The following is a 24,716-nucleotide window of genomic DNA, read 5'->3' on the forward strand; positions in this document are numbered from 1 at the left end:
GGTGCCGAGCCGGCGGCCGTGAGGTCGGAGGTGCCGGCCGAGGCCCTGCTGCTGCCGTCAAGAACACCGCTCTGCAAACTGGGCACTACTCTCAGGAGTCCATCGTCACCCGCGGGTGCGGCTGAACCGGGCGTACCGTTCGTCTGTGCACGGTTCGACGGTGCGGGTGCTGGTTCTGCGGTGGGGCTTCCGCGTTCTGTTCGGGCTGCCCAAGCGCGTGAAACGGCTGATGGCGGGCCCGCCGATCCGGCGTGACGGCCAGGTGCTCGACCTGGACCTGCAGCTGCTCGGGAGGGTCGGGGCCCTGCTGGCGTCGTCCGACGGCGGCACGCTCGACCAGTCCGTGCTCGCCGAGCAGCGGCGCCAGGCCGACTTCGCGGCCGAGGTGGCCGCCGAGCCCGGACTCGACGACATCGCGACGCGCGACCTGGAGGTGCCCGGCGCCGAGGGTCCGCTGCAGGCGCGGCTGTACGTGCCACCGTCGGCGCCGGTGAGCTCGGCGCTGCTCGTCTACTTCCACGGTGGCGGGTTCGTGCTCGGCAGCGTGGCGTCGATCGACCCGCTCTGCCGCCTCCTCGCCGCGCAGTCGGGCGTGCGCGTGCTGTCGGTGGACTACCGGCTCGCGCCCGAGCACCCCTACCCGGCTGCGCTCGAGGACGCGATCGCCGCGTTCCGCTGGGCACGCAAGCAGGCTGAGGACCTCGGAGCGCGCCCGGAGCTGGTCGCCGTGGGCGGCGACAGCGCCGGTGCGAACCTCGCCCTGGTCGTGGCCCACGAGCAGATTCTCGACGAGATGCCGGCGTTCGTCCTCGCGATGTACCCCGTGACCGACGCCGAGCGCCACGGCGGCTCGCGCGAGATGTTCGGGACCGGTTTCGGGTTGACCTACGACTACCTGCAGGAGCTCGAGCGGCTCTACCTGCCCGACGGCGTCCCCACCGACGACACACGCGGCGCGATCCTGCGCGCGGCCGACCTGTCGGACATGCCGCCCGTCTACATCGCCACAGCCGGCTTCGACCCGCTGCGCGACGACGGCGAGGAGCTCGTCGACCGCCTCCGCGCCGACGGCGTGCCCCTCGTCGCCCGCCGGTTCCCGGGGCTGGTGCACGGCTACGCGAGCTTTACCGCCATCAGCGCCGCCGCGCGTGACGCCACCCTCGACGCGGCCAGCGCCCTGCGCGCGGCACTGGCGCTGGTGGAGAGCAGGCGCTCGGCGCGGAGATGAATCGGGACATCCGATTCTGATGGTCTGATGTACATGAAGGAGATCTCGGCGTCCGCCGGCGGGACCGTCTCGTGTCGACGACCCGTTCGCGACCGCCGTCGCTGCGGCCGGCGACGTCCCCGCGGAGCTGGACGGCGGCCCTTCGCGCGACTGATCCCCGACACGGGCGTGCTCGTGGCCGGGGGCGCGCAGGCGCTCGGCCACTCGGGCGTCAGGCCCGACCGCCGCGCCACGCTCCGGTGATCAGGACGAGCGTCTCCGCGATGGGGGCTCCTCGCTGAGGGGCCAACCGCATGGAGCGTTGGGTCGACGGTCGTCACCGAAATGGAACATTTTTCGCCGTAGGTAGGCTCACCGTCCGGTGAGGAGGTGGCGATGAAGGCCCGTTCGCTCGTGTTCGACCTGTTCGGGGACTACCTCCGCTTTCGCGGCGGCGAGGCCCGCCTCCGCACACTGACCGCGCTCATGGCCTGCTTCGACGTGCCGGAGCCGACGGTGCGCGTCGTGGTCACGCGGCTGCGCCGCGAGGGCTGGCTGGAGAGCCGCCGCGACGGCCGGGAGGCCACCTACCTGCTCACCGACGCCGCGTGGCGACTGCTCGACGAGGGGCGCTCCCGCATCTTCGACCGGGCCACGGGGCCCTGGAACGGGCAGTGGCACATGGTCATCTACTCGGTCCCCGAGACGGAGCGAGCGCTGCGCGACCAGCTGCGCAAGCGGCTGGCCTGGCTCGGGTTCGGGCCGCTCTCGCCCTCGGTCTGGCTCAGCTCGCACGATCGGGTCGCGCAGGTCCGGGCCGGCTTCGCCGACCGTCCGAACGTGCGGCTGGACGCCTTTCACGGCCGGTCCGACGGCCCCGCCGCCGACCGTGACATGGCCGACCGGTCCTGGGATCTCGCCGGCCTCGACCGCGACTACGCGGCGCTGCTCGCGGAGTACCGGCCGCGCCTGGAGCGGTTCCGGCGCGGCGAGGTGCAGGGACGCGACGCGCTGGTGGAGCGCATGCGGCTGGTGCACGACTACCGTCGCTTCCCGTTCCGCGACCCGGACCTGCCGCCCGAGCTGCTGCCTGCCGGGTGGTCCGGGCGGGCGGCGCACGAGGTGTTCCTCGAGGCCCACGGGCTGCTGCGGGCGCCTGCGGAGGAGTTCGTCGACGGCCTGACCGGCCCGCTCGCCGGGCGGCCTGACATGTGACAGATTCCCTACGACCGTCGGAGGATCGTTGTACTCTGTGGCCCGTGACGGGCAGCGTGACCGCATGAGGGTCGCGGTCGTCGGCGGCGGCCCGGGCGGCTTGTTCCTCGCCGCCCTGCTGCGCAAGGCGGATCCGTCGGTCGAGGTGACCGTCGTCGAGCGCAACCGCGCCGACGACACGTTCGGCTTCGGCGTGGTGTTCTCCGACCGCACCCTGGCCGCCATCGACGACGCCGATCCCGTGCTGCACGACGGACTCGCCGAGCACGGCGTGCACTGGGACGACATCGAGGTGCGCCTCAAGGGTGATGTGCTGCGCTGCGGCGGCAACGGCATGGCCGCCATCTCGCGCAAGGTGCTGCTGGGGCTGCTGCAGGATCGCGCGCGGGAGTTCGGGGCCGAGCTGCGGTTCTCCACCGAGGTCCGGCTCGGTGACCTCGACGGGTACGACCTCGTGGTGGCCGCCGACGGCACGGGTTCGGCGATCCGCACCGAGGTCGGGCTGGAGTCCACCGTGGACACGGCCACCGCCAAGTTCATCTGGTTCGGCACCGACTACCTGTTCTCCGGCCTGACGTTCGTGCACGAGCGCGGGCCGCACGGCGTTTTCGCCGTGCACGGCTACCCGATCTCCGACTCCGTGAGCACGTTCATCGTCGAGACCGACGAGGAGTCGTGGCGGGCCGCGGGCCTCGACGAGTTCGACGTCACCCGGCCGCCCGGCGCGAGCGACGAGAAGACGAAGGCCTACCTGGAGGAGCTGTTCGCCGAACAGATCGACGGCCACAAGCTCCTCACCAACAACTCCCGCTGGGGCAACTTCCGCACCCGCCGCTCGCCGCGCTGGACCGCCACGGTGGCGCGTCCCGTCGCGTTCCTCGGCGACGCCGTGCACACCGCCCACTTCTCGGTGGGCTCCGGCACGAAGATGGCGATGGAGGATGCGGTGGCGCTCAGCGCCGCGCTCGTCGCGCATCCGGGGGACATGCCGGCGGCGCTCGAGGCCTACGAGGCCGCCGCGCGTCCGTCGGTGGAGAAGATCCAGGGCTCGGCGCGTCCGAGTCTGGCCTGGTGGGAGCACTTCGGCCGCTACCACGATGTCTTCGACCCCTGGCAGTTCGCCTACCACTTCCTCTCGCGCAGCATCACCGACGCGCGGCTGGCCCGGCGCGCGCCCGACTTCGTCGCGTCGAGCCACGAGAAGTGGGTGGCCGCGCACGGCGCCGAGCCGCTCGAGACGCCCCTGACGATCGGTGCGACGACGCTGCCCGGCCGGGTGGTCGTCCCGGATCCGGAGTGGCCCGCGGTCGAGGCACCTGCCGACGAGGCCGGGCTGTCACCGGTGTTCGCGCAGCTCGCCGACCTGGCCGCGGCCGGCACCGCGGTGGTTGCCGTGCAGGGCGGCACGAGCTTCACCCGCACGCTCCTCTGCGAGGAGGCCCGGATGCGGCACGGCCTCGTGGCCCTGCTCGTCGACCCCGATCTCGACCGCGACAAGGCGGTGACGGCGGTGCTCTCGGGCCGCGCCGACCTCGTCGGTGCGGACGGGTCGACCGCAGCCTCGTGGAGCGCCAGCCCGTGACGTCGGAGCGGTCCGGGACTGAAGACCCTCGGAGACCCCTGCTCTGTGCACCACTGCGCAACGAGACCGAGGCGGCGGAGTCCGCCTGGGCGTGCGCACGCCCGCGGCGCCGGCCGAGGTCGTCGTTGCGCTCGGGCGCCGCTGCTCGACCATCCCCACCTCGAGGACGTCGAGATCAACCCGCTGCGGCTCACCGCGGACGGGCTCGTCGCCCTCGACGCCGTTCTCATCGAGGAGACCCGTGGCCACACCGATCGCTGAAGGCACCGTCCCCTGGCCGGTCGAGCTCGCCGACCGATACGTCGCCGTGGGCTACTGGGAGGGCCGCCCGCTCGGCGACCTCCTCGCCGAGGTCGCCGCCCGCACCCCGGACGCCGTCGCGCTCGTCGACGCGGAGTCGGACACGTCCTTCACCTACGCCGACCTGCTCGCCCGCGCCGACGCCACGGCGTCCCGGCTGGGGGATCTCGGCCTCGTGCCCGGCGACCGGATCGTGGTCCAGCTGCCCAACGGCTGGGAGATCGTCGTCCTCACGCTGGCCTGCCTGCGCTCGGGGATCGTGCCGGTGATGGCGCTGCCCGCGCACCGCCGCCACGAGCTGTCCTACCTGGCCGAGCACGCCGAGGCGGCCGCCATCGCCGTGCCCGACGTGCTGCGCGACTTCGACCACCGGGCCATGGCCGCCGAGCTCGTCGCCGAGGTGGACGCGCTACGCCACGTGCTCGTCGTCGGCGACGCCGCCGGGCACGTCGACCTGCGCGCGCTGTCGGAGCCCGGGCCCACCCGGGACGGGCCGGCGCCCGGCAGCCGCGATGTCGCAGTGTTCCTGCTCTCGGGCGGCACCACCGGCCTGCCGAAGCTCATCGCCCGCACCCACGACGACTACGCCTACAACGCCCGGGCCAGCGCGGCGATGTGCGGCGTCGACGCCGGCTGCGTGTACCTCGTCAGCCTGCCAGCCGGCCACAACTTCCCGCTGGCCTGCCCCGGCATCCTCGGCACGCTGCTGTCCGGTGGTCGCGTGGTCACGCTGCCCTCGCCCGAGCCGGAGCGCGCGTTCGCGACGATCGCCGCGCAGGGCGTCACGCACACCGCGGTCGTCCCCGCGGTGGCCGGCCGCTGGCTGGAGCACGCCGCCGAGCACGGATCTGCGCAGCTCACGAGCCTGCAGGTGCTGCAGGTAGGCGGGGCGCGGCTGGCCGACGAACTGGCCCGCAAGGTTCGGCCCGTCATGGGGGCGCAGCTGCAGCAGGTGTTCGGCATGGCCGAGGGCCTGCTCAACTACACGCGCCTGGACGACTCCGACGACGTCGTCTGCGCCACGCAGGGCCGCCCGCTGTGCGCCGACGACGAGGTCCGGCTCGTCGACGAGCTCGACCAGGACGTGGCCGAGGGCGAGCCCGGCTCGCTGCTCACCCGCGGCCCGTACACGCCCCGCGGCTACTACCGCGCCGCCGAGCAGAACGCCCGCGCGTTCACCTCCGACGGCTGGTACCGCAGCGGCGACATCTGCCGTCGCACGCCCGGCGGCAACCTGATCGTCGAGGGCCGCGACAAGGACATGATCAACCGCGGTGGCGAGAAGATCTCCGCCGAGGAGGTGGAGAACCTCGTCTACCAGCTCCCGGCCGTCAGCCAGGTGGCCGCGGTGGCCATGCCGGACCCGGTGATGGGGGAGAAGGTGTGCGTGTACGTCGTGCCGCGGCCGGGCGCCACCGTCACACTCGACGCCATCCGCGAGTCCATGCATGCCGCCGGCGTCGCGAAGTTCAAACTGCCCGAGCGCCTCGAGGTCGTCGCGGAGCTGGCCACCACCAAGGTCGGCAAGATAGACAAGAAGGCGCTGCGCGCGGACGTCGCGTCGCGGATCGGGGAGCAGCCGTGAGTGTTCGGGACGTGGCCGTCACGGTGCCGTGGATGGGTGCCGGCACCGTGTTCCTGCTCCGGGAGGTCGATGCCCTGCCCGACGACGCGTTCGCGGCCCCGAGCAGCCTGCCCGGTTGGACCCGCGCGCACGTCGTCGCCCACCTGGCGCGCAACGCCGAGGCGCTGACCAGGCTCGCGACGTGGGCGCGCACGGGCGTCGAGACGCCGATGTACGCCGATGCCGAGCAGCGCGCGAACGAGATCGAGTCCTCCTCCCGGGCGCCCGTCGCCACGCTGCGCCGGGAGCTGGAGAGCACCGCCGCCGAGCTGGACGCCGCGCTCGCCGCCCTCGACGACCGCACCTGGCAGTCGGAGGTGCGCAGCGCGCTGGGGAGGACCATCCCGGCCGCCGAGGTGCCGTGGATGCGGGTGCGCGAGGTGTGGCTGCACGCGGTGGACATCGACGCGGGCGTCTCGGTCGCCGACCTCCCCGACGGGGTCGTCGACACCCTCCTCGGGGACGTCACGGCTGTGCTGTCGGGCAAGGAGGGCTGCCCCTCCGTACTGCTGGCCCCCACCGACCGCGACCGCACCTGGACGCTCGGCGGCGACGGTGGTGCCGAGGTCCGGGGCGTGGCGGCGGACGTCCTGGCCTGGCTGACCGGCCGCGCCTCCGGGGAGACCCTCACCGGCGAGGTCCCGACCCCACCCCGCTGGCTCTGAGTACCCCGCTCCGACGCCACCTTCCGATCTGCGCGGGTCGCGCGCGGGTCGGAGGCGTCAGAGCGCAAGGGCGGCCTGTGCCGCCAGTCGGAACAGGCCCTCGCGGGCTTCGCGCGCCGTCGTCCAGCCGCGGTGGTCCCAGGCCTCGCCGGCGAGCGAGTCGGCCGCCAGCAGCAGCTGCGCGAACCGCACGCCCCGGTAGCGCGCCACCGCGATGAACGCCGACGCCTCCATCTCCACCACCGCGCAGCCCTCGGCCTGCCGGCGCTCGACGCGGGAGCGGGTCTCGCGGTAGATCGCGTCGGTGGTCCACGTGCGGGCGACGCGGTAGGGCACCTCGGCGGCGTCGAGCACGCGCGAGAGGACCTCCACACCGTGCGTGTCGGCGTCGACCGTGCGCCCGGGCGGCAGGTAGTGGAACGAGGTGCCCTCGTCGCGCACCGCGGACTCCACGACGATCGCGTGGCCGAGCGTCAGGTCGTGCAGCAGCGCCCCCGCCCCGCCGACGGCGACGAACCGCCGGCAGCCCAGCGCGATGAGCTCCTCGAAGAACATCACCGCCAGCGGAGCCCCGACACCGGGCTGCATGACGGCGAGCCGCTGCCCGTCGACCTCCGTCTCCCACACCGGCGCCCGCCCGCGCTCCGACGACAGCCGGCAGATCCGCCGCGCCCCACTCGCCGCGAGCACTTCCACGACCTCGGGGAAGAAGCAGAGCACCGCCACCTCGGGCATGTCCTCCACGTGCAGGCCCACCAGCACGGTGGCAGGCTCCAGCACTCCGGGTGCGGTCAGGTCGTCCTCGAACAGCGGCAGGTCCACGTCCGCGATCATGCACGGCTCCGGAATGTTGCACGCTCAACGATCGTTGGACGGGCAGTCCGACGAAGGTTCGAACCAAGGAGGATCCGATGCCGCAGCCCGAAGGCGCCGAGCTCGATGCCGTCCGCGCACGCCGTGCCGAGCTGAAGGACAAGTACCTGCATCCGCTGGCCGAGCGCCCGGCGAGCACCGTGCGTGGGGTGCACCACCTCGCGCTGATCGCCAAGGACGTCGAGGAGACGATCCGCTTCTACCAGGACCTGCTCGGGTTCCCGCTGGTCGAGCTCGTGGAGAACCGCGACTACCGCGGCTCCAGCCACTTCTTCTTCGACATCGGCAACCGCAACCTGCTGGGCTTCTTCGACTTCCCCGGCCACGACCACCCCGACTTCACCGAGACCATCGGCGGGGTACAGCACCTCGCGCTGTCGACGTCGCCGGAGGAGTTCGTCGCGGCAAGGAGGCGCCTCGACGCGGCCGGCATCACCTACATCGGCCCCGACCGCGGCATCGACAACAGTCTCTACATCCGCGACCCCAACGGCGTCGGCATCGAGTTCTACGCCGAGGAGCTGGGCTTCTTCGAGGGTGAGCCGCTGCTCCGGCGGTAGACCGGGAACCTGCTGACGGCCTGAGACGTCCTACTCCGGGTGGGGATGGGCGGCACGTCGGATCCCGGACGGGGATGATGTCGGCATGAACGGTGACTACCGAGGGCCGGGTGGCCCACCACCCGGACGGCCCATCGGGCAGCCCCGTCGCGGTTCCGGCCCCGGCTGGGGCCAGCCGCAGCGCCCCCGTTCGCAGCCCCCGCTTCCCCCGATGGGAGCGCCTCGGGGGCGCCCGCCGCAGCCGACCGCGGTGATGCCGGCGGGTCGCGGGGCCGGCCGGGCCGCCCCTCCGCCTCCGCCTCCCACGCGGCCCCCGGTCGCCCGTCCGAAGCGCCGTCCGCGCTGGGGTCGGCGCATCGGCATCTCCCTGCTGGTCCTCGTGCTGGCGATCGTGGCGTTCGGCGTCTACATCGACACCTCGCTGAGCCGCACCCCCGCGCTCGCGTCCGAGAGTTCCAACTCGTCGCAGGGCACCAACTGGCTGATCGTCGGCTCGGACAGCCGGCAGAAGCTCACCCCGGAGGAGCGGGCCAAGTACGCCACCGGCGACGAGACGTCGCAGCTCACCGACACGATCATGATCCTGCACACCGGCAGCGGCCCCACCACGCTGGTCAGCGTCCCGCGCGACTCGCTGGTGAACATCCCCGGCTTCGGGCGCGCCCGGATCAACTCCGCCTACGGCAAGGGCGGTGGCCCGGACGGCGGCGGCCCCGCACTGCTCGTGAAGACCATCGAGCAGTCCACCGGGCTGCGCATCGACCACTACGCGGAGATCGGGTTCCTCGGCATCGTCTCGGTCGTGGACGCGGTCGGTGGCGTCACCCTCGACGTCCCGGAGTCGATCAAGGACCCGAAGGCGGCGCTGGACATCAAGGCCGGCGTCCAGACCCTCGACGGCGCCACCGCGCTCGGCTACGTCCGCACCCGCGCCACGGCGTCGTCGGACCTCGGCCGCGTCGACCGTCAGCGGGCGCTGCTGTCGGCGCTGCTCAACAGGGTCGTGAGCCCGACGGTGCTGTTGAACCCGTTCCGGGTCGTGCCGCTGGTCGACGGGCTCAACAAGGCCATCACCGTCGACAGCGGCGACCACATCTGGAACCTCGCGCAGCTGGGGCTCGCGATGAAGGGGATCTCCAGCGGCATCTCCACCACGGTCCCGGTCACGCCCACCGGCACCGGCACGCTGAACTGGGACAAGACCCGCGCGAGCGAACTGTTCCAGGCCATCGCGGACGACCAGGCACCCCCGAAGGACGCGCTCGGCCCCTGAGCCCGGCCCGCTCAGGCGGGCTTGCGGGTGCGCTTGCGCGGAGCGGCGGGCTCGTCGTCGGCCTTGGTGGCGGCCTTGCGCGGGGCGGCCTTCTTCGTGCCGCTCGACCGACTGCTCCGGCTGCGGGCGGCCGTCTCGTCCGCAGCCTCCTCCGGCTCCTCCTTCGCCGCGGCGGAGCCGCCCGACTTGGCCCGCGCGGCGTCCACGCTGGCCTGCAGGGCGCTGAGCAGGTCGGTCATGCTGTCGCCCTCGTCGGAGGCCGTCTTCTCGACCGGCGCGGGGCGGCTCTCCCCCGTGGTGCGCTTGCGCTCGATCATCTCCTCGACGGCGTCGCGGTACTCGTCGTGGAACTGGGTGGGATCGAAGTCGGCACCCAGGCTCTCGACCAGCGACGCGGCCATCGTCAGCTCCTGCGGCCGCAGCTCGACCTCGGTGTCGAGGATGTCGAACTCGGGTTCGCGCACCTCGTCGGGCCACAGCATCGTCTGCAGCACGATCGCGTTGCCCCGCACACGCAGCAGCGCGATGCTCTCCCGCTGCCGCAGCGCGAACCGGACCACGGCCATCCGGTCGGTCTGCACCAGCGCCTCGCGCAGCAGCGCGTAGGGCTTGGCCGCCTTGGCCTCGGGCTCGAGGTAGTAGCTCTTCTCGAACAGCATCGGGTCGATCTGGTCGGCGGGCACGAACTCGATGACGTCGATCTCGTGCCCGGACACCTGCGGCAGCGAGTCGAGGTCGGCGTCGTCGAGGGTGATCAGCTCGCCGTCGTCGGTCTCGTAGCCCTTGACGATGTCGGCGTAGTCCACCTCCTCGCCGTCCATCGAACAGGTGCGCTTGTACTTGATGCGCCCCCCGTCGGCCGCGTGCACCTGATGGAACCGGATGTCGTGGTTGGTGGTGGCGGAGTACAGCTTGATCGGCACGCTGACCAGGCCGAACGAGATCGCACCGCTCCACATTGCCCTCATGGGTGCCAGCATGACGGCGTGCAGCCCATGCTCGCCACCCCTGGGGGCCTCCCGAAAGGTCCGGGTTGGCTCTTCGAGGTGAAGTGGGACGGCATGCGGCTGCTGGCCGATGTCGTCGACGGCGTGCTGAACCTGCGCAGCCGCAGCGGCCGGGACGTCACCGCGAACTTCCCCGAGCTCGCCGGCCTGACCGCGCTGGCCCCCGACGTGCTGCTCGACGGCGAGGTCGTGCTGCTGGACAAGGGCGTGCCCAGCTTCGCCGCGCTCGCCGACCGCATGCACTCCCCGGTGGAGGAACGCGTCGCCCTGGCCCGGCCGGCCACGTTCATGGCGTTCGACGTGCTGCGCCTCTACGGCGTGCCGCTGCTGGACCGCACGTTCGACGAGCGGCGCGCCACCCTCGGGCGGCTCGACACGGCCGCCGTGCCGACGGTCGCGCTCTCGCCGACCTACACCGACGGACAGGCCCTCTTCGACGCCACCGCCCAGCGCGGCATCGAGGGGGTCGTGGCCAAGCGCAGCGACGGCCTCTACCGGCCCGGACGCCGCAGCGAGGACTGGATCAAGATCACCCACCGCCGCACGCAGGCGTGCGTCGTCGGGGGCTGGCGCCCGGAGAAGGTCGGCACGTCTCGGGTGAGCACCTCCCGCGTCGGGGCGCTGTTGCTCGGCGTCCCGGACGCCGACGGGGTGCTGCGGTACGCGGGCAGGGTCGGGTCCGGGCTCGCGTCGGAGGCGGCGCAGTGCGCCCTGCGCGCCCGCCTCGTGGACACCCACGCGCCGCCGTTCGCGGAGCGCCCCGATCGTCCGGATGCGGTCGGGGCCCGCTGGTGCGAGCCGACCGTCGTGGTCGAGGTGGTGTACAAGGGATGGACGGACGGTGGGAAGCTGCGGCAACCGGTCTTCCGGGGCGTTCGGGATGATCTGGACGCCGACCAGGTGCATGCCGAACCGTGATGGCGCCGGGAGTGGCCCGGCGCGACGCCCGGGTGCAGGATGTTGCCGGATCAACGCTCGAGAAGGGGGCGCTCTGTGATGGTGGACCGCAAGTGACGCGACGTCGTCTACGGTGTGCCCGATGACCACCATGCTCACCTGGCAGGCCGACGACGGTCACGGGTTCGAGGGCACCCGCCTGCACTTCGGTACTGGCCACGGCTTCCGGGCACTGGGCCGGCTGGTCCGGGCCGATCCGGAGGGCGAGTTCACGGCGTCCTACCGTCTCGTGGTGCGTGAGGACGGCACGGTCGAGCGCGTCTCGCTCACCAGTGCCACGGCCACCCGCGAGAGGCACCTCACGATCAACCGCACCGAGGACGGCTACTGGCTCCTCGACACCGGGTCCGGCGGCACGCGCGCCGAGTTCGACGGTGCGGTGGACGTCGACCTCGCGGGCAGCCCGATGTTCAACTCGCTGCCGGTGCGCAGGCTGGGCCTGCACACCGAACCGGGCGAGCACACGATCCCGGTGGTTTACGTGTCGCTGCCCGACCTCGAGGTCACGCTGGTGCAGCAGACCTACCGCACGGTCTCGGCGGGCGACGACCCCGTGGTCGAGTTCAGCTCCGACGGCGTCTCCGCCGAGCTGACGCTGGATGCCGACGGCGTGGTGGTCGCCTACCCGGGCCTGGCCACGCGTTACGCGCCCGCGCCCGCCGTCGGTTAGTCCGGCGGCCCAGCCCGCCGCCCCGATATGCGCACCGGGCTTCCTGCGCGGGACACCAGGCTCAGGACCCGGCCTACTGCCAGCCCACCACGACGTCGCCGCGGCGGCCGATCTCGCGCAGCCTCGCCAGCGGGGCTCGTCCGGTGAGCGTCACGCGCACGGCCTGCGGCTCGCGGGCGGCGGCCCAGCGCTGCCGCCCGTCGTGCCCCGCGCGGACGGTGGCGGCCAGCCCGCCGGTGGACGCGAGCGCGCCGCGCATCGCCCCGAGCCGGCCCAGGGCGTCGTCGACGGCGCCGAGCAGGGCGTCCCGGTTGCCCTCGCACATCGCCAGCACGAGCTCGGGGCGGGTGCCGGCCACGCGCGTGCCGTCGGCGAACGAGCCCGCGGCCAGCGACAGTGCGAGGTCGTCCTCGCCCGCCGCGCCCACGGCGGCGAGCACGGCGGCCAGCAGGTGCGGCAGGTGGGAGATCCGGGCGACGGCGAGGTCGTGCTCGTCGGCCGCGGCCGGGACGACCCGCGCCCCGCAGGCCCAGGCGAGCTCGGCCAGGTCGCGCCAGACGTCGAGGTCGAGGCCGTCGTCGGCGGCCACCACCCACGCGGCCCCGTCGAACAGCGTGGCGCTGCCCGCCGCCCACCCCGACTCCGACGTGCCGGCCATCGGGTGCCCGCCCACGTAGCGGGCGCGCGGGGCGAAGCGGGCGACGTCGTCGGCCACCGCGACCTTGACGCTCACGGCGTCGGTCAGCCGGCAGGTGGGCGCCACGGCGTCGACGCGGCGCAGCACCTCGGGCAGCACGGGCAGCGGCACGCAGAGCACGACGAGCGCATCGGCCTCGGCGGCCCGACGCAGGGCGGCGTCGGTGTCGGTGGTGACGTCGAAGCCGTCGGCGCGGGCCTGCTCGGCAGTGTCCGCGGACGCGGCGGTGCCCCAGACGGTGCGCCCGGCCTTCTCGGCGGCCCGCATCAGGGACCCGCCGATCAGCCCGGCGCCGATCACGCAAATCGCCCGCTCGGTCACAGCGAGAGAGTATCCGGGTGGTGGTTCACGACCGGGTGAGCGCCCCCGCCACCCGCAGCACCCCCCGCTCCTCCATGCCCACACCGACCACCTGGACGCCGACGGGGAGGCCGCCGTCGGACACGGCACCGGGCACCGACACCGCGGGCCATCCGGTGAGGTTGAACGGCAGCGTCAGTGCGAGCAACGACGCCCGGACCGGCACCTCCTTGCCGTCGACCTCGACCGTGTCGGCGCCGATGGGCGTCGCGCGCAGCCGGGTGGTGCCCAGCACGAGCACGTCGACGTCGGCGGCCGCACGCAGCTCCGCCACGAGCCGCCGACGGGTGCGCAGCGCGTCGACGTAGGTGCGGGCGGCCATTCCGGCGTTCGGCGTGATGCGCTCGCGCGTGGCGGGCTGGTAGTCCTGCGGGCGTGTCGTGATCCAGTCGGCGTGGGTGGCGAAGGCCTCGGCGCCGACGATCGTGCCGTAGACGTCCGCGAGCCCGTCGATCATCGGGGTGCGCACCTCGACCACGGACGCGCCCTGGTCCCGCAGCCGCGCCACGGCCGCGCCGACACCGGCGTCGATCACGGGGTCGGCCGCGCGCCAGTAGTCGTCGACGAGCACCCCCACGCGCACGCCCTTGACCCCGGGTAGCTGGATGCCGCCGCCGGTGCCGTCGGGGCGGGAGAGGACGTCCCACGCGACCGATGCCGAGTGCACGTCGGCGGTGAGCAGCCCGACGTGGTCCAGGCTCTCCGACAGCGGGAACACCCGATCGGTGGACAGCCGCCCGAACGTCGGCTTGAGCCCCACCACCCCGCACAGCGCCGCGGGGGTGCGCACGCTCGCGCCGGTGTCGGTGCCCAGCGCCAGCGGCAGGTGCCCGGCGGCCACCGCGGCCGCCGAGCCCGACGACGAGCCGCCGGTGATCCGCGTGGGGTCGTGCGGGTTGAGCGCGGGCCCGGTGGCGGCGACGTCGCCGGTGGGGCCGTAGGCGAACTCGTGGGTGTGCAGCTTGGCGACGACCACCGCACCGGCCTCGCGAAGCCGCGCCACGACGGGCCCGTCGGCGGTGGCGGGCGGGGCGTCGGCGAGGACGTCCGAGCCCGCGCGAGTGGGTAGGCCGGCCACGTCGAACAGGTCCTTCACCCCGACCGCGACGCCGTGCAGCGGGCCGCGCCACTCGCCGCGCGCCAGCTCGGCGTCGAGCACGGCGGCCTGCTCCAGGGCCCGCTCGGCGTCGAGGGTGATCACGGCGTTGTGGGTGTCGGCGGCGAGCCGGTGCAGGACGTCGGTGACGTGCTCGGTGGGGGAGAGCTCGCGGGAGCGCAGGGCCATCCCGAGCTCGCTCAGGGAGGAGATCACCGGGTCATCCTGCCCTCCGGGCCGCGGGCGTCAGCGCAGGGCGTCCAACGCCAGCCCGGCGTAGACCGCCACGCCCGAGGCCATCGCGGCCTCGTCGAAGACCACGCGGTTGGAGTGGTTGGGCGCGGCGTCGTACGGCTCGACGCCCGGCGGGCACGCGCCGAGGAACGCCAGTGCGCCGGGCACCTCGGACAGGACGTACGAGAAGTCCTCCGCGCCCATGATCGGCGCAGGCATCGTGGCGATGCGGCCGCGACCCAGCGTGCCGTCCACCACGGCCTCGAGCCGGTCGGTCGCGCCGGTGTCGTTGACGGTGACGGGGTAGCCGGTGCCGATCGCGATGTCGGCGGTGCAGCCGTAGGCGAGCGCGGTGTGCCGGCAGACGCGGTGGATCTCCTCGAGTAGCTGCGTGCGCGTCTGCGGCGAGAGCGTGCGCAGCGTGCCCTCCATGAACGCCGTCTCGGGGATGACGTTGTTGGTGGTGCCCGCCGAGATGTGCGCGATCGTCAGCACCGCCGGCTGGTGGGCGTCGATGCGCCGGGTGAGCGCGGTCTGCAGCGCCCCGACCATCGCCGCGGCCGCCGGTACCGGGTCGAGCGCGTCGTGCGGGGCGGACGCGTGCCCGCCGCGGCCCCGGACGGTGACCGCGATGGTGTCCGCCGCGGCCATCACCGGACCGGGGCGTGTGTGCACGTCGCCGCTGGGGACCGTGGAGGAGATGTGCAGGGCGAACGCGGAGTCGGGACGCCCGGCGGGACCGCTGGGGTCCAGCAGCCCCTCGTCGATCATGAAACGGGCCCCGTGCTGGCCCTCCTCGCCGGGCTGGAACATGAACAGCACCCGTCCGGCGATCCCGTCCCGGTGCTCCGCCAGCACCCGGGCCGCGGAGGCGAGCATCGCCACGTGTGTGTCATGGCCGCAGGCGTGCATCGCGCCCGGGGTGGCCGAGGAGAAGTCGAGCCCGGTGTCCTCGTGCATCGGCAGGGCGTCCATGTCGCCCCGCAACAGCACCGTGGGCCCCGGCCTGCGCCCCTCCAGCACCGCCACGACGGAGGTGACCGAGCGGCCCAGGTGCACCTGCAGCGGCAGGTCGGACAGCGCGGCCACGACGGCGTCGCGCGTCTGCGGCAGGTTCAGGCCGAGCTCGGGACACCGGTGCAGGGCCCTTCGCAACGCGACGGTGCGCGGCTGAACGGCTCGCGCCTGTGCCTGCAAGCCCGCGAGGCGCGCATCGACCGACGTCATGCGCCGATCCTGGCACCTCCGGAAGGTGCCGTGCCGGACATCTTCGGGTTGTGGTTTGGACCACAGTCGTTTCGAGGCCTACCGTAGGCTCATGGCGGTACAGAGCGTCGAAGCCCCGGCGGGCGTGCGGGAACAGGCCCTGCCCGGGTACGCCGTCGCGGCGATCCGGGAGGACGGGCGATGGCGCTGTACCCGGCTCACGCCGGAGGCGTTGCTCGATCTCGACGCCGCCATCACCGAGCTGCGGGAACTGCGTTCCACGGGCGCCGTCCTCGGCCTGCTCGACGTCGACGACGAGTTCTTCGTGCTGCTGCGGCCCACGCCGGGCGGGGTGTCGCTGATGGTGTCCGACGCCGTCGCCGCCCTGGACTACGACGTGGCCGCCGACGTGCTCGACCTGCTGCGCATCGACCTCCCCCCGGACGACGAGGCGCTCGACGAGCCGTGGCCCGAGGGCGACCTCGCGATCCTCGCCGACCTCGGCCTGCCCGCCGACGAGCTCGAGGTGCTGGCAGGCGAGATCGAGCTCTACCCCGACGAGCAGCTGGCCGCCATCAGCCGTCGCTGCGGTTTCGCCGATGCCCTCGCAGAGGTCGTCGACATCCGGTGACGGCAGCGCGCATCGGCCCCGTCCCCGGCGATGCGGACGAGGCCCTGGTCAGGCGGGCGCTGGAGGTCGCGGCGTGCGCTCCGCGCACCGGCGACGTGCCCATCGGTGCGGTGGTCGTCGACGCCGAGGGGCGCGAGCTCGCCGCCGCCTGCAACGGCCGGGAGGCCATCGGCGACCCCACCGCCCACGCCGAGATCCTCGCCCTGCGCGCCGCCGCGGCGATGGTGGGCGAGTGGCGGCTGGAGGGCTGCACGCTGGTCGTCACCATCGAGCCCTGCACGATGTGCGCGGGCGCCATCGGCCTGGCCCGCGTCGCGCGCGTGGTGTTCGGCGCCTGGGAGCCCAAGACCGGCGCCGCCGGATCGCTGTGGGACGTGCTGCGCGACCGCAGGCTCAACCACCGTCCCGAGGTCGTCGCGGGCGTGCTGGCGAGGGAGTGCGGGGCGCTGCTGGAGTCGTTCTTCGCCGACCAGCGTTGAGCGCCCGTTAGCCTGCCGGGATGAGCCAGGTCGAGCAGCAGACACGTGTCGGGGCCTACGTCGTGATCGTCCGCGACGGCGCGATCCTGCTCAGCCGCTTCGTGCGCAGCGGGCGGTGGACGTTGCCCGGCGGCGGCATCGACCACGGCGAACGACCCGAGGACGCGGCCGTCCGTGAGGTGATGGAGGAGACCGGCTACCGGGTCGTCCTCGGCCCGCTGGTCGGCGTCGACTCCGCCCGCTGGGAGCGCGGCCACGACGGCCGCGCCCTCGACATGCACGCGCTGCGCATCATCTACACCGGCGAGGTGGTGGGCGGCGATCTGCGCTTCGAGGAGGGCGGCAGCACCGACAGGGCGGAGTGGGTGCCGCTGGCGGACGTGCCCGCCCGCCACCGCGGCACGCTGGTGGACATCGGCATGACCGCAGCGGGTGTCCGCTGAGCGGGTCCTGGGGCACCCCCTTCAGCCGCAGCGCCGGCAGCCCGAAGCCGATCAGGTAGAGCGCAATCAGCAGCGGCACGCCGCGGACCAGGTCGACGTAGCCGGTGGCGAGCGCGCGTAGCGGGAAGAACACCGGCCGCCGAGCGTCCGCAGCGACGCGACGACCAGGCCCAGCACCAGGATCCCGATCTCCGCGACCACCAGCACCCGGATGTCGAGCCACAGGCCCTCAAGGATCGGGGCGGCGACGACCACGGCCACGACGGCCTGCTTGACGATCGGTTCGCGCCGTGCCGTACCAGGGGGCGGCGGCGGCGCGGGCCTCTTGTAAGCTTCTCGGCGGTAGCGTGTCCGAGCGGCCGAAGGAGCACGCCTCGAAAGCGTGTGAGGTGCAAGCCTCCGTGGGTTCAAATCCCACCGCTACCGCCAGCCTCACCAGGCAGAACGCCGGAAGGGTCCACCAGGATCCGACCGGCGTTTCTGCTTCTAGTCTCAGTTCTAGTCTCATTCGCTATCCGCGGGCCCCTCGTTGACCTGCCAGATCAGGCCGCCGACCCGCGACGCGATGTCGCGCTGGATGGCCGATGTGACGTGCTGGTACCGCGCCGCCATCGCCGTGTGCGACCACCCCATGATGCCCATGACCGCCCGTTCCGGGACGCCAAGCAGGAGCAGCACCGTCGCCGCGGTGTGGCGGGCATCGTGCAGCCGGCCGTCACGAACGCCGGCCCGGACGAGGAGCTTCTTCCAGTCGTCCCAGTCGGTGCGCGGGTTCAGCGGGGCGCCGGTCGGGGTGGCGAACAGCCAGTCGCCGTCCTTCCAGAGCTGCGCCGCGATCTCCCGTTCCCGGTCCTGTTCGACCCGGTGCGCCTTCAGCAGCTCCACGAGCTCCGCCGGTAGCCCGATTCCCCGGCGGCCCGCGCGCGACTTGGTCTCCGCCGTCTCGTCACGCTCGGGTTGACGCTGCGGGCAGTGGCCGGCGTACTTCCGACCGCAGGTGTCGCCGCACCCGTGCCGCCACCGAGGACGCAGCCGACCTCGCCGAACGAACATCGACCCGGCGTCGAGATTGACGTCGGACCACTTCAACCCGAGCGCTTCGCCTTGCCGCAGCCCGAGCGCGAGAGCGACGGCCCAGCGAGCCCCGTTCCGTCCGTCGAGCGCGGTCTTCAGAAGGAGCCGGATCTCGTCCACGGAGTACGGCTCGATCTCGTGTTCAATGAGCCGCGGAGCCTTCGCCAGCGTCGCCGGATTCCGCGCGAGGTAGCCCCGCTTCACCGCCTCGTTGAGCGCCGTCCGCAGCGTCCGGTGGGCCTGATGTGCTGTGGCCGCCGCGCTGCCGTTCTTCATCATGCGGACGTAGAGCTTCTCCAGGTGCTCCGGCTCCAGGCGGTCGAGGCGGTGCTTCCCGATGCCGGGGATCAGATGCACGTTCACGGCCACGCGGTAGCCGGAGATCGTGTTCTCGCGGACGAACGGCGCCGCGATGTTCTCCACCCAGTGCGTGAGCCACTTCTCGACCGTCCACGTCGGGCCCGACTTGCGAATGGTTCCAGCGTCGCGACCCTTCTCCAGCGCACGAACCTTGCGCGTCACCTCTGCCCGGGTGCCCATGACGTGCCGCCGATCAGGCCGGCCGTCGTCCTTCACCCCGACCGTGACGCGGCCGTGCCAGTACCCGTCCTTCCCGAGGTAGATGCTCGAAGCACCGTTCGGTGAGCGCGCCATCACGCAGCCTCCGGACCATGCGGGCACGCGCGCAGCCGCAGGACGTAGGAGTCCAGCGCGTCCGTCGGAATGCGCCGCAGGCGGCCGATCCGCACCGATTCCACCTCACCGGCCGTGACCAGTGCGTACATCAGCGTCCGGCCGATTCCGAGCCGTTCCGCGGCTTCCTCGACGGTGAGCACGATCCGCAATGGCCGTGCGGTTCCGGTCTCCATCACGCTGCCTCCTCGGTAGTTGCCGAACGGTCGGGCGGATCGCCGCCGGCCACGAGTTGGGCGGCGTCGTAGTCGGCTTTCCAGCGTTGTCGCTCGGAGATCGCAGCCAGGAGCAACGCGGGTCGGGTGGGCACGTCCGGGTCGCCGGCCTTCGTGCGTTCCCACTCGAACGGCCCGTCGTCCACCGCGTAGCCGGGCCGCACGCCGGCGCGGTCGAGAAGTTGCCGAACGAACGCCGAGCGCTCAGCCCGGTGATCGTCCAGGGTCTTCCCGGACCACTTGCGCGAGACCAAGACGCGGCGCCCGGCGATGCCCAGGTGCTCCGGCTTGTGCGCCTTGCCCTTGCACTGGCCCGGCACCGTGGCCAGGCGGGCGCCCTTGGGCTGGATGCCGTAGAGCAGCCACACTCCGCAGCGCGGCGAGCACGGCGTGACGCGGAGTTCGGCGACCAAGCGGTCACGGTGCCGGCGGGCCCGGTCGGTGGCGCTGTCGGCGAGGCCGGCGGCGTGGGCGACGTCCTTGGTCAGGTACTTGGTGAGGTAGCCGATGTGCCGGCCGGCTTCCTCGGTGCCGCCGAGGATGCCCTTCACGTGGACCTGCGCCCCGAACGTCACCACGTGCGCGGGCGCGTTGAGGTCTTCGCAGGCGTCGTCGAAGGTGGGCAGGGGTTCTCGGGTGTCGGGGTCGACGAATCCCTTGGTGCGGTCGTCCCACCGGGGCACGTGGTCGCCGCGGTAGCGGATCTCGTCGTGGGCCGGCCACCACACCTGGTGATAGGTGGCGGCCGCGATCGCCCGCAGCTCCGCTCGCGGGATGGTCCCGCGGATAGCGGCATGGAAGTGCGGCGCCCCGCGCCGTTGCGGCTCGATGGTGCCGAAGTACTGGACATCCCAGCCCACGCACCGGCGGGTGTTCTGCCAGAACCGGTCCAGCAGGGCCGGGAAGTGGATCGCGTCCCGGGCGGCACGTCGGTAGTCGTAGCGGTCGGGGTCGAGCGCGGCCCCGTCTCCGTCCACCCGCCCATAGCTGTCCAGGGTGAGCGTCAGGAAGGTGGAGGGCCGGTACTTCTGCCGGAAGACCTGCCCGAGCGTGCGTTTCTCCACCGGCCGGCGCGGGAGGTTGGGTGCGTCCTGCCGCCGCCGGGTCGAGCGCTTGCGGGCGGGGCGGTCGGGTGGGTCGAGGGGTTCGAGCCGGCCGCGTACCCCGAGGCCGCGTAGTTGCTCGTCGACGACCTCGACGGCGTCGCGGATCTCCTCACACTCGGTGTCGTCGCCGTCGGCGCGGGCGAGCTGGTAGGCGGCGTGCAGATCGGCCCGGACCGCCATGAGTTCCTTCTGCGCCTCCGAAGGGTCGGCCGGCTTGACGAGGGGTTCGTGCTCGAGGTGCCAGCCTTCCCGGCACTGGACCATCCGCAGGCGGCGTTGCTTCTCCGCGCACGGCGGGCAGATGTCGTCGCGGCGGGCCCCGCACGGCACCGGCACCACATCGACGCGGCCCGAGGTGAGATCGATGCGGCGCAGGGCCAGGGGTCGGACGCAGACGCCGTGATCCTCGGCGAGCTGCCGGGCGACATCGCCGGTGAGGGCGAGCAGGGCCTTCTGTGCGCGGGTGAGCTGGTCCTGATCCACCCACTCCGGAGCATCGGTCATGGTGGTCTCGGTGGTCATCGGGTGCCTCCGGCAGGGAGGGGGACGGGCTTCCACAACGACGGGGCCTGCTCGGGGATGGCCGCGTGGACAGGCCGGGTGACGAAGGTTTCGAGGTGCTTGATCGTCTCGTCGGGCACCCACCCGGCCCGCACCCGCACTGGTTCGCGGATGCCCTCGCCGAACAGGTACCCGACACCCGGCTCCGATTCGCCGATGCGGTTGGCCCAGGCGCCGCGGTCGTAGGCGTGCTCACCGAGCACCATGCTGACGTGGCTCTTGGACGCGACGCGCAGGCAGATGCGGCGCGGGAACAGCTCCCGGACCGGGACGGTGTCCTTGGTCGGCTCCTGCACGTAGCCGCGCACGGTGTAGCCCAGAGCCCGGCCCTGGGTGGTCAGCAACGCCACCCTCTCAGTGATCGCTTCCCGGGTCTTACGGTCCCCGACGTAGCGCACGAGGGCGCCGATCTCGTCGAACTCGACGAGTTCGAGGGGGTGCTCGCGGCTGATCGGCACGGTCCGGACCCGTCCGGCGAACTCGACCTTCCGGGCTTCCATCCCGGCCACCAGGTCATCGAGCAGGTCGAGGGCGTCGCGCGAGGTGACGGCGTAGCGGTGGAAGACCCGGCGGCCGTAGGCCAGTTCCATGGCCTTCGGGTCGATCCCGGAGACGCGGACGAGGCCGTCGCGGATGGCCGGGGCGATGGACACGATGGGCGCCCACATCACCGAGTTCTTCCCCGCCCCCGTCGACCCGGCCGTGAGGGTGTGCCCTCCGGCGAGGGGTTGGTGCCAGTCGGTGCCGTACTCGGTGCGCCCGGATCACACCTTGCGCAGGTCCAGCCCCGCGCCGGCCACACCCGCCAGGGCGCCGAGGTCGGTGCAGGGGACAACGTCGGCGAGGCGGTCGCGGCGCTGGTAATCGATCGACACCAGGTTCGGCCCGAGTTCGCGAATCTGGCAGCGGGCCACGCCCCGGGCGACTGCCAGCGAGCGGGCGGCCTGGTCGAAGTCCTCCGGTGTCTGCCCCGCCACCAGGCGCACGCGGACTTCGTCCCAGGAGGCGCCCGAGCGCACCCCGATCACCCGCGGCGACTGGTCACGGCGGGGCGCGGCCTTGGGCGGGACGGCGGAGCGGCGGAAGGGGTTGACCTGCACCGTCACCCCGGGCCCGTGATCGGCGACGGTGAGCCCGCAGGCGCGCAGCCATCGCGGCATGCGCGGGGCGTAGACGATCCAGCGCTGCCACCACGCCCGAAGCCACCGGCCCGCCAGCGGCTCGAAGGACTCCCGAGCAGCCCAGCGCCAGCCGAGCAGCCCGACCGCGACCACGGCGGCGGTGATGGTGAGGGAGAGCCAGCCGAGCCAGTAGCACCAGACCACCACCGCAGTTGTGGTGAGGCTGGTGCGCCAGTGGCGGACGATCTGCCGCCCGGCCCACCACAGCCCCTTGACCGCGAGCCACGCGGTCACGAACACCACGGCGATCGCGGCGGCGGCTTCCAGGATCTTGGTGACGGCCTGCCCGACCTTGTGCAGCACCCACAGCCCCGCGCCGGCCCCGGTCAGGACGAGGAGGAGTTGTCCGGTGGTCATCACGCGACCTCCCGAACCAACGCCCCAGCCGGAGATCCCCAGCGCTGGTGGGCGGCCTGGCGGGTGACCCCGAGCCGGGAGGCGATCTCGCCCCACGAGTAGCCGGCCGCCCGCAGCCCGACCACCGCATCGGCGATCGCGGCTTCAAGGTCAGCCGCGAGCGCCGCGAGGTGGGGGAGGGCGTCGACGTCCCCGGTGGTGATGCGCCGGCCAGCAGCGCGCAGGATGCGGCGGGAGAAGGCGGTGAACTCGTCGTTCTCCATCACCCGCCGTACCCCACCCGGTGTCAAGCCGGTCTTGACAGTCGACCGCGACCGCGGGCTCATGCGGCCACCGCCCCGGACCCGGCGACCGGGAGCCGCTCCGCGAGGAACAGGGCGTGTCGCTCGTCGGGAGTCGTGCCACCGATGACACCCCACCGGTGCGCCGGGTCCTCCCCGGCCATTGCGTCGAGCAGGCACGCAGCCTGAACAGGGCAGCGTGCGCAGACCCGCTTGGCCAGCTCCACGGCCGGCGCGGTCGAGGTGACGTCGACGGGGTAGAAGATCTCCGGGTCCGCATCCGCGCACAGCGCGCGGGTGCGCCAGTCCCGCCCGGCCGGTTCGCGGATCATGCCGACACCCCCAGCTCAGCCCAGTTCGACAGCGCGCCGGCCGCATCGGAGGTAGGCCGACGTTCGGCACGGGCCTGCCAGTCCGCGGCGGAGTCGCGCCAGAACCGGGCCCGGTCCTGCTCGGTGTACTGAGCGGTCATCGCGGCCTTCCCGAACAGCGCGCCGTGCGGGTGCGGGAACTGGTATGCCTCGCGGGCCAGCACGCCCACCACGCCGACGTGCGGGCGCAGACCAGGGCCAGGCGGGCGCAGCGGGCGACGTTCTCCCAGTCGTCGCGGTGCGGCATGTCCAGGGCGGCCCGCTGGTCGGCGCCGCAGGCGTCGAGCGCGGCCGCGAGGCGGGCCACGAACTCGTTCGCGGTCATGAACTCGTCGGTGGTGCTCATCTAGGTTGGTGTCCTTCCGGATGCTCGGTTCCTTTGCCAGGGGTTGGGATTTCCAGGGAGATCAGGAGGGGAGCCCGGTTGCCGCCGAGCTCCCCTCCGCCAGCACTGGGTCAAGCCGCCTCCGAGTTCGCCCGCGGCGTCGGCTTCGAGCCCTGCTGTGGGGCCCGCATGCCGGTGGCGCGGATGCTGTAGGCGACCCGGTTGCGCTTGTCGTCCAGGTACGGGGTGACGGTCAGGCCCTCGAACTCGACCGGCCGGAACGGCATCCCCGCCATCGCCTCCGGCGGCACCGGCTGGTGCGGGGCGGAGATCTTCACCGTCACCGTCTTGGCGTCCTTGCGGGCGTCGGGGTCGGCGTCGAGCACCGACACCGCCCAGACGAGGAGCCCGGATTCCTTGTCGGTGGCCTGGACCGGGCGCTCGCGGGTGGACCGCTCGAAGTCCCGTACCGGCTCCACGTCCCCGATCACGTACGCGCCGTGCGGGAACACCTCACCGTGGCCGACCTTCAACCTGCTCGGGATGGACATCACCACTCCTCTCGTTTAGCCCCCTAAACCACTTGATCGGAGTGATCGGCGGCTGTGTAGGGGGGGTAAACGGACGATAGGGCAGGTGGCGATCACCTGTCAAGGACCCCTAAACTCATCACGGTGAGTAGCCCCGACGACTTCGACGAGGTCCGTCGCGACCCCGACCCCATCCGCCGGGGGCGGCGGGCGACCGCGCTCATGTCGGTCTATCAGCAGCGCGCCACCGAGCTGGCCCGGCTGCGGCGCGAGGCCATCGAGGAGGCTCACCAGGGGCAGGGCCTCAGCTACACCGAGATAGCCGCCGCGCTCGGGATCACCAAGGGCCGCGTCACCCAGATCCGCAGCGGCGCGCCGGCCCGCGAACGCGCGTTCTTCGGCGTCGGCCCCGTTCATGTCGGGGTGCCGCTGCGCGAGGGCGCCGATGACCGGATGCGCAGCTACATCGATGCCGCCGACCTGGCCACCCAGACCGACACCGAAACCCTGCTCGCGACCCTCGCCCTCAGCGCGGAGACGTTCTCCATCCCGCCCGACACCACCGGGGTTCCTGACGGCGACGTCGTGGTGATCTGCGGACCGAAGTCCGCCCCGATCGGCGCCAGCCTGATGGACACCGACCCGCGGCTCGGCATGGTTCGTGACGACGGGCGGTGGTGGATCGTGGACAAGCAGACAGGGGAGCGGTTCGGCTCCCCACTCGCGGACGATCCGCCCGAGCCGGCCGACCTGGGCTACCTGTCGCGGCGCCGCGACGGCGACCGGGTCATCGTCCACGTCGCCGGGATCCGCAGCACCGGATCCCGCGGCGTGCTGCACTACCTCGCCCACCACCTGCCCGAGCTGTACCGCACAGGCGGGGACGAGTCGTTCAGCCTCGCCGTCCGCTGCGAACTCGACGACCTCACCGTCACCGCCAGCA

The 24,716-nt window shown here is 72.8% G+C and carries 27 protein-coding genes, 1 tRNA gene and 1 pseudogene; 14 read left to right on the forward strand and 15 right to left on the reverse strand.

The genetic code is table 11. From position 1 onward, the window contains the following. The first annotated feature begins 145 nt into the window (after positions 1–145). The 5 genes from JWR81_RS13605 (at position 146) to JWR81_RS13625 (ending at position 6,593) form a co-directional block, all read left to right on the forward strand. A complete protein-coding gene (locus JWR81_RS13605; RefSeq protein WP_297651226.1) occupies positions 146–1,228 on the forward strand; it encodes an alpha/beta hydrolase in 1,083 nt (360 codons plus the stop codon). Positions 1,229–1,603: 375 nt separating this feature from the next. Then, positions 1,604–2,422 (forward strand): PaaX family transcriptional regulator C-terminal domain-containing protein, encoded by an 819-nt coding sequence (locus tag JWR81_RS13610; RefSeq protein WP_297651228.1) that lies wholly within the window; start codon positions 1,604–1,606, stop codon positions 2,420–2,422. 64 nt (positions 2,423–2,486) lie between these two features. Further along, a complete protein-coding gene (locus JWR81_RS13615) occupies positions 2,487–4,004 on the forward strand; it encodes an FAD-dependent monooxygenase (protein ID WP_297651229.1) in 1,518 nt (505 codons plus the stop codon). A 241-nt stretch (positions 4,005–4,245) separates the two neighbouring features. Then, the gene (locus tag JWR81_RS13620; RefSeq protein ID WP_297651232.1) at positions 4,246–5,889 is read left to right on the forward strand and encodes a (2,3-dihydroxybenzoyl)adenylate synthase; all 1,644 of its coding nucleotides are present in this window, start codon (positions 4,246–4,248) and stop codon (positions 5,887–5,889) included. Then, entirely contained in the window at positions 5,886–6,593 is a 708-nt protein-coding gene (locus JWR81_RS13625) for a maleylpyruvate isomerase family mycothiol-dependent enzyme (RefSeq protein WP_297651234.1), read from the forward strand. The genes JWR81_RS13620 and JWR81_RS13625 overlap by 4 nt, the downstream gene beginning before the upstream one ends. A gap of 57 nt (positions 6,594–6,650) precedes the next feature. Here JWR81_RS13625 and JWR81_RS13630 read toward each other — a convergent pair whose 3' ends face one another. After that, on the reverse strand, positions 6,651–7,427 hold the full coding sequence (locus tag JWR81_RS13630) for a nucleoside phosphorylase (protein WP_297651236.1): 777 nt from the start codon (positions 7,425–7,427) through the stop codon (positions 6,651–6,653). Between the two features lie 77 nt (positions 7,428–7,504). On the opposite strand from JWR81_RS13630, the gene JWR81_RS13635 reads away from it, so the two are divergent. Beyond that, a complete protein-coding gene (locus JWR81_RS13635; protein ID WP_297651238.1) occupies positions 7,505–8,026 on the forward strand; it encodes a VOC family protein in 522 nt (173 codons plus the stop codon). 379 nt (positions 8,027–8,405) lie between these two features. Further along, positions 8,406–9,299 carry an LCP family protein gene (locus JWR81_RS13640; RefSeq protein WP_297651240.1) on the forward strand — a complete coding sequence of 298 codons (894 nt, stop codon included), beginning with the start codon at positions 8,406–8,408 and terminating at the stop codon, positions 9,297–9,299. 11 nt (positions 9,300–9,310) lie between these two features. Here the strand turns inward: JWR81_RS13640 and JWR81_RS13645 are convergent, their stop codons facing one another. Beyond that, positions 9,311–10,267, reverse strand: coding sequence for a Ku protein (locus tag JWR81_RS13645; protein ID WP_297651242.1), 957 nt, complete (start codon positions 10,265–10,267; stop codon positions 9,311–9,313). Positions 10,268–10,294: 27 nt separating this feature from the next. On the opposite strand from JWR81_RS13645, the gene ligD reads away from it, so the two are divergent. Then, entirely contained in the window at positions 10,295–11,224 is a 930-nt protein-coding gene (ligD, locus tag JWR81_RS13650) for a non-homologous end-joining DNA ligase (RefSeq protein WP_297651281.1), read from the forward strand. Between the two features lie 121 nt (positions 11,225–11,345). Further along, positions 11,346–11,933, forward strand: a complete 588-nt coding sequence (locus tag JWR81_RS13655) for a putative glycolipid-binding domain-containing protein (protein WP_297651244.1) — start codon at positions 11,346–11,348, stop codon at positions 11,931–11,933. A 73-nt stretch (positions 11,934–12,006) separates the two neighbouring features. On the opposite strand, the gene JWR81_RS13660 is transcribed toward JWR81_RS13655, so the two are convergent. The 3 genes from JWR81_RS13660 to JWR81_RS13670 are packed head-to-tail and all read right to left on the reverse strand — an operon-like array spanning position 12,007 to position 15,547. Continuing rightward, on the reverse strand, positions 12,007–12,951 hold the full coding sequence (locus tag JWR81_RS13660) for a prephenate dehydrogenase (RefSeq protein ID WP_297651246.1): 945 nt from the start codon (positions 12,949–12,951) through the stop codon (positions 12,007–12,009). A gap of 25 nt (positions 12,952–12,976) precedes the next feature. Continuing rightward, positions 12,977–14,302, reverse strand: coding sequence for an amidase (locus tag JWR81_RS13665; protein ID WP_297651248.1), 1,326 nt, complete (start codon positions 14,300–14,302; stop codon positions 12,977–12,979). A gap of 30 nt (positions 14,303–14,332) precedes the next feature. Then, on the reverse strand, positions 14,333–15,547 hold the full coding sequence (locus JWR81_RS13670) for a M20 family metallopeptidase (protein ID WP_297651250.1): 1,215 nt from the start codon (positions 15,545–15,547) through the stop codon (positions 14,333–14,335). A gap of 91 nt (positions 15,548–15,638) precedes the next feature. Between JWR81_RS13670 and JWR81_RS13675 the strand changes: the two genes are divergently transcribed. The 3 genes from JWR81_RS13675 to JWR81_RS13685 are packed head-to-tail and all read left to right on the forward strand — an operon-like array spanning position 15,639 to position 17,079. Continuing rightward, positions 15,639–16,157 (forward strand): tRNA adenosine deaminase-associated protein, encoded by a 519-nt coding sequence (locus JWR81_RS13675; protein ID WP_297651252.1) that lies wholly within the window; start codon positions 15,639–15,641, stop codon positions 16,155–16,157. Continuing rightward, positions 16,154–16,636, forward strand: a complete 483-nt coding sequence (locus tag JWR81_RS13680) for a nucleoside deaminase (RefSeq protein ID WP_297651254.1) — start codon at positions 16,154–16,156, stop codon at positions 16,634–16,636. Before JWR81_RS13675 ends, JWR81_RS13680 begins: the two co-directional genes overlap by 4 nt. 20 nt (positions 16,637–16,656) lie before the next feature. Continuing rightward, on the forward strand, positions 16,657–17,079 hold the full coding sequence (locus tag JWR81_RS13685) for an NUDIX hydrolase (protein ID WP_297651256.1): 423 nt from the start codon (positions 16,657–16,659) through the stop codon (positions 17,077–17,079). Between the two features lie 66 nt (positions 17,080–17,145). On the opposite strand, the gene JWR81_RS13690 is transcribed toward JWR81_RS13685, so the two are convergent. Next, the gene (locus JWR81_RS13690; protein WP_297651258.1) at positions 17,146–17,340 is read right to left on the reverse strand and encodes a hypothetical protein; all 195 of its coding nucleotides are present in this window, start codon (positions 17,338–17,340) and stop codon (positions 17,146–17,148) included. 80 nt (positions 17,341–17,420) lie between these two features. Between JWR81_RS13690 and JWR81_RS13695 the strand changes: the two genes are divergently transcribed. Continuing rightward, positions 17,421–17,508: transfer RNA gene (locus tag JWR81_RS13695), tRNA-Ser, on the forward strand. A gap of 75 nt (positions 17,509–17,583) precedes the next feature. Here the strand turns inward: JWR81_RS13695 and JWR81_RS13700 are convergent. The 9 genes and pseudogenes from JWR81_RS13700 to JWR81_RS13740 form a co-directional block, all read right to left on the reverse strand. After that, positions 17,584–18,807, reverse strand: a complete 1,224-nt coding sequence (locus tag JWR81_RS13700; RefSeq protein ID WP_297651260.1) for a site-specific integrase — start codon at positions 18,805–18,807, stop codon at positions 17,584–17,586. Next, a complete protein-coding gene (locus tag JWR81_RS13705; protein WP_297651283.1) occupies positions 18,807–19,022 on the reverse strand; it encodes an excisionase family DNA-binding protein in 216 nt (71 codons plus the stop codon). The genes JWR81_RS13700 and JWR81_RS13705 overlap by 1 nt, the downstream gene beginning before the upstream one ends. Continuing rightward, entirely contained in the window at positions 19,022–20,689 is a 1,668-nt protein-coding gene (locus JWR81_RS13710; RefSeq protein ID WP_297651262.1) for a replication initiator, read from the reverse strand. The genes JWR81_RS13705 and JWR81_RS13710 overlap by 1 nt, the downstream gene beginning before the upstream one ends. Next, a pseudogene (locus JWR81_RS13715) lies at positions 20,686–22,266 on the reverse strand (FtsK/SpoIIIE domain-containing protein). Before JWR81_RS13715 ends, JWR81_RS13710 begins: the two are co-directional and overlap by 4 nt. Continuing rightward, the gene (locus JWR81_RS13720) at positions 22,266–22,532 is read right to left on the reverse strand and encodes a hypothetical protein (RefSeq protein WP_297651264.1); all 267 of its coding nucleotides are present in this window, start codon (positions 22,530–22,532) and stop codon (positions 22,266–22,268) included. Before JWR81_RS13720 ends, JWR81_RS13715 begins: the two are co-directional and overlap by 1 nt. 56 nt (positions 22,533–22,588) lie before the next feature. Continuing rightward, entirely contained in the window at positions 22,589–22,879 is a 291-nt protein-coding gene (locus tag JWR81_RS13725; protein ID WP_297651266.1) for a WhiB family transcriptional regulator, read from the reverse strand. Next, the gene (locus JWR81_RS13730; protein WP_297651268.1) at positions 22,876–23,019 is read right to left on the reverse strand and encodes a hypothetical protein; all 144 of its coding nucleotides are present in this window, start codon (positions 23,017–23,019) and stop codon (positions 22,876–22,878) included. The genes JWR81_RS13725 and JWR81_RS13730 overlap by 4 nt, the downstream gene beginning before the upstream one ends. After that, positions 23,016–23,264 carry a hypothetical protein gene (locus tag JWR81_RS13735; protein WP_297651270.1) on the reverse strand — a complete coding sequence of 83 codons (249 nt, stop codon included), beginning with the start codon at positions 23,262–23,264 and terminating at the stop codon, positions 23,016–23,018. The genes JWR81_RS13730 and JWR81_RS13735 overlap by 4 nt, the downstream gene beginning before the upstream one ends. 110 nt (positions 23,265–23,374) lie before the next feature. After that, a complete protein-coding gene (locus JWR81_RS13740; protein ID WP_297651272.1) occupies positions 23,375–23,794 on the reverse strand; it encodes a plasmid replication, integration and excision activator in 420 nt (139 codons plus the stop codon). A gap of 123 nt (positions 23,795–23,917) precedes the next feature. On the opposite strand from JWR81_RS13740, the gene JWR81_RS13745 reads away from it, so the two are divergent. After that, on the forward strand, positions 23,918–24,716 hold a 799-nt coding region (locus JWR81_RS13745; RefSeq protein ID WP_297651274.1), incomplete at its 3' end, for a hypothetical protein.

It is taken from the genome of Pseudonocardia sp., from assembly GCF_025965585.1.
Taxonomy (GTDB): domain Bacteria; phylum Actinomycetota; class Actinomycetes; order Mycobacteriales; family Pseudonocardiaceae; genus Pseudonocardia.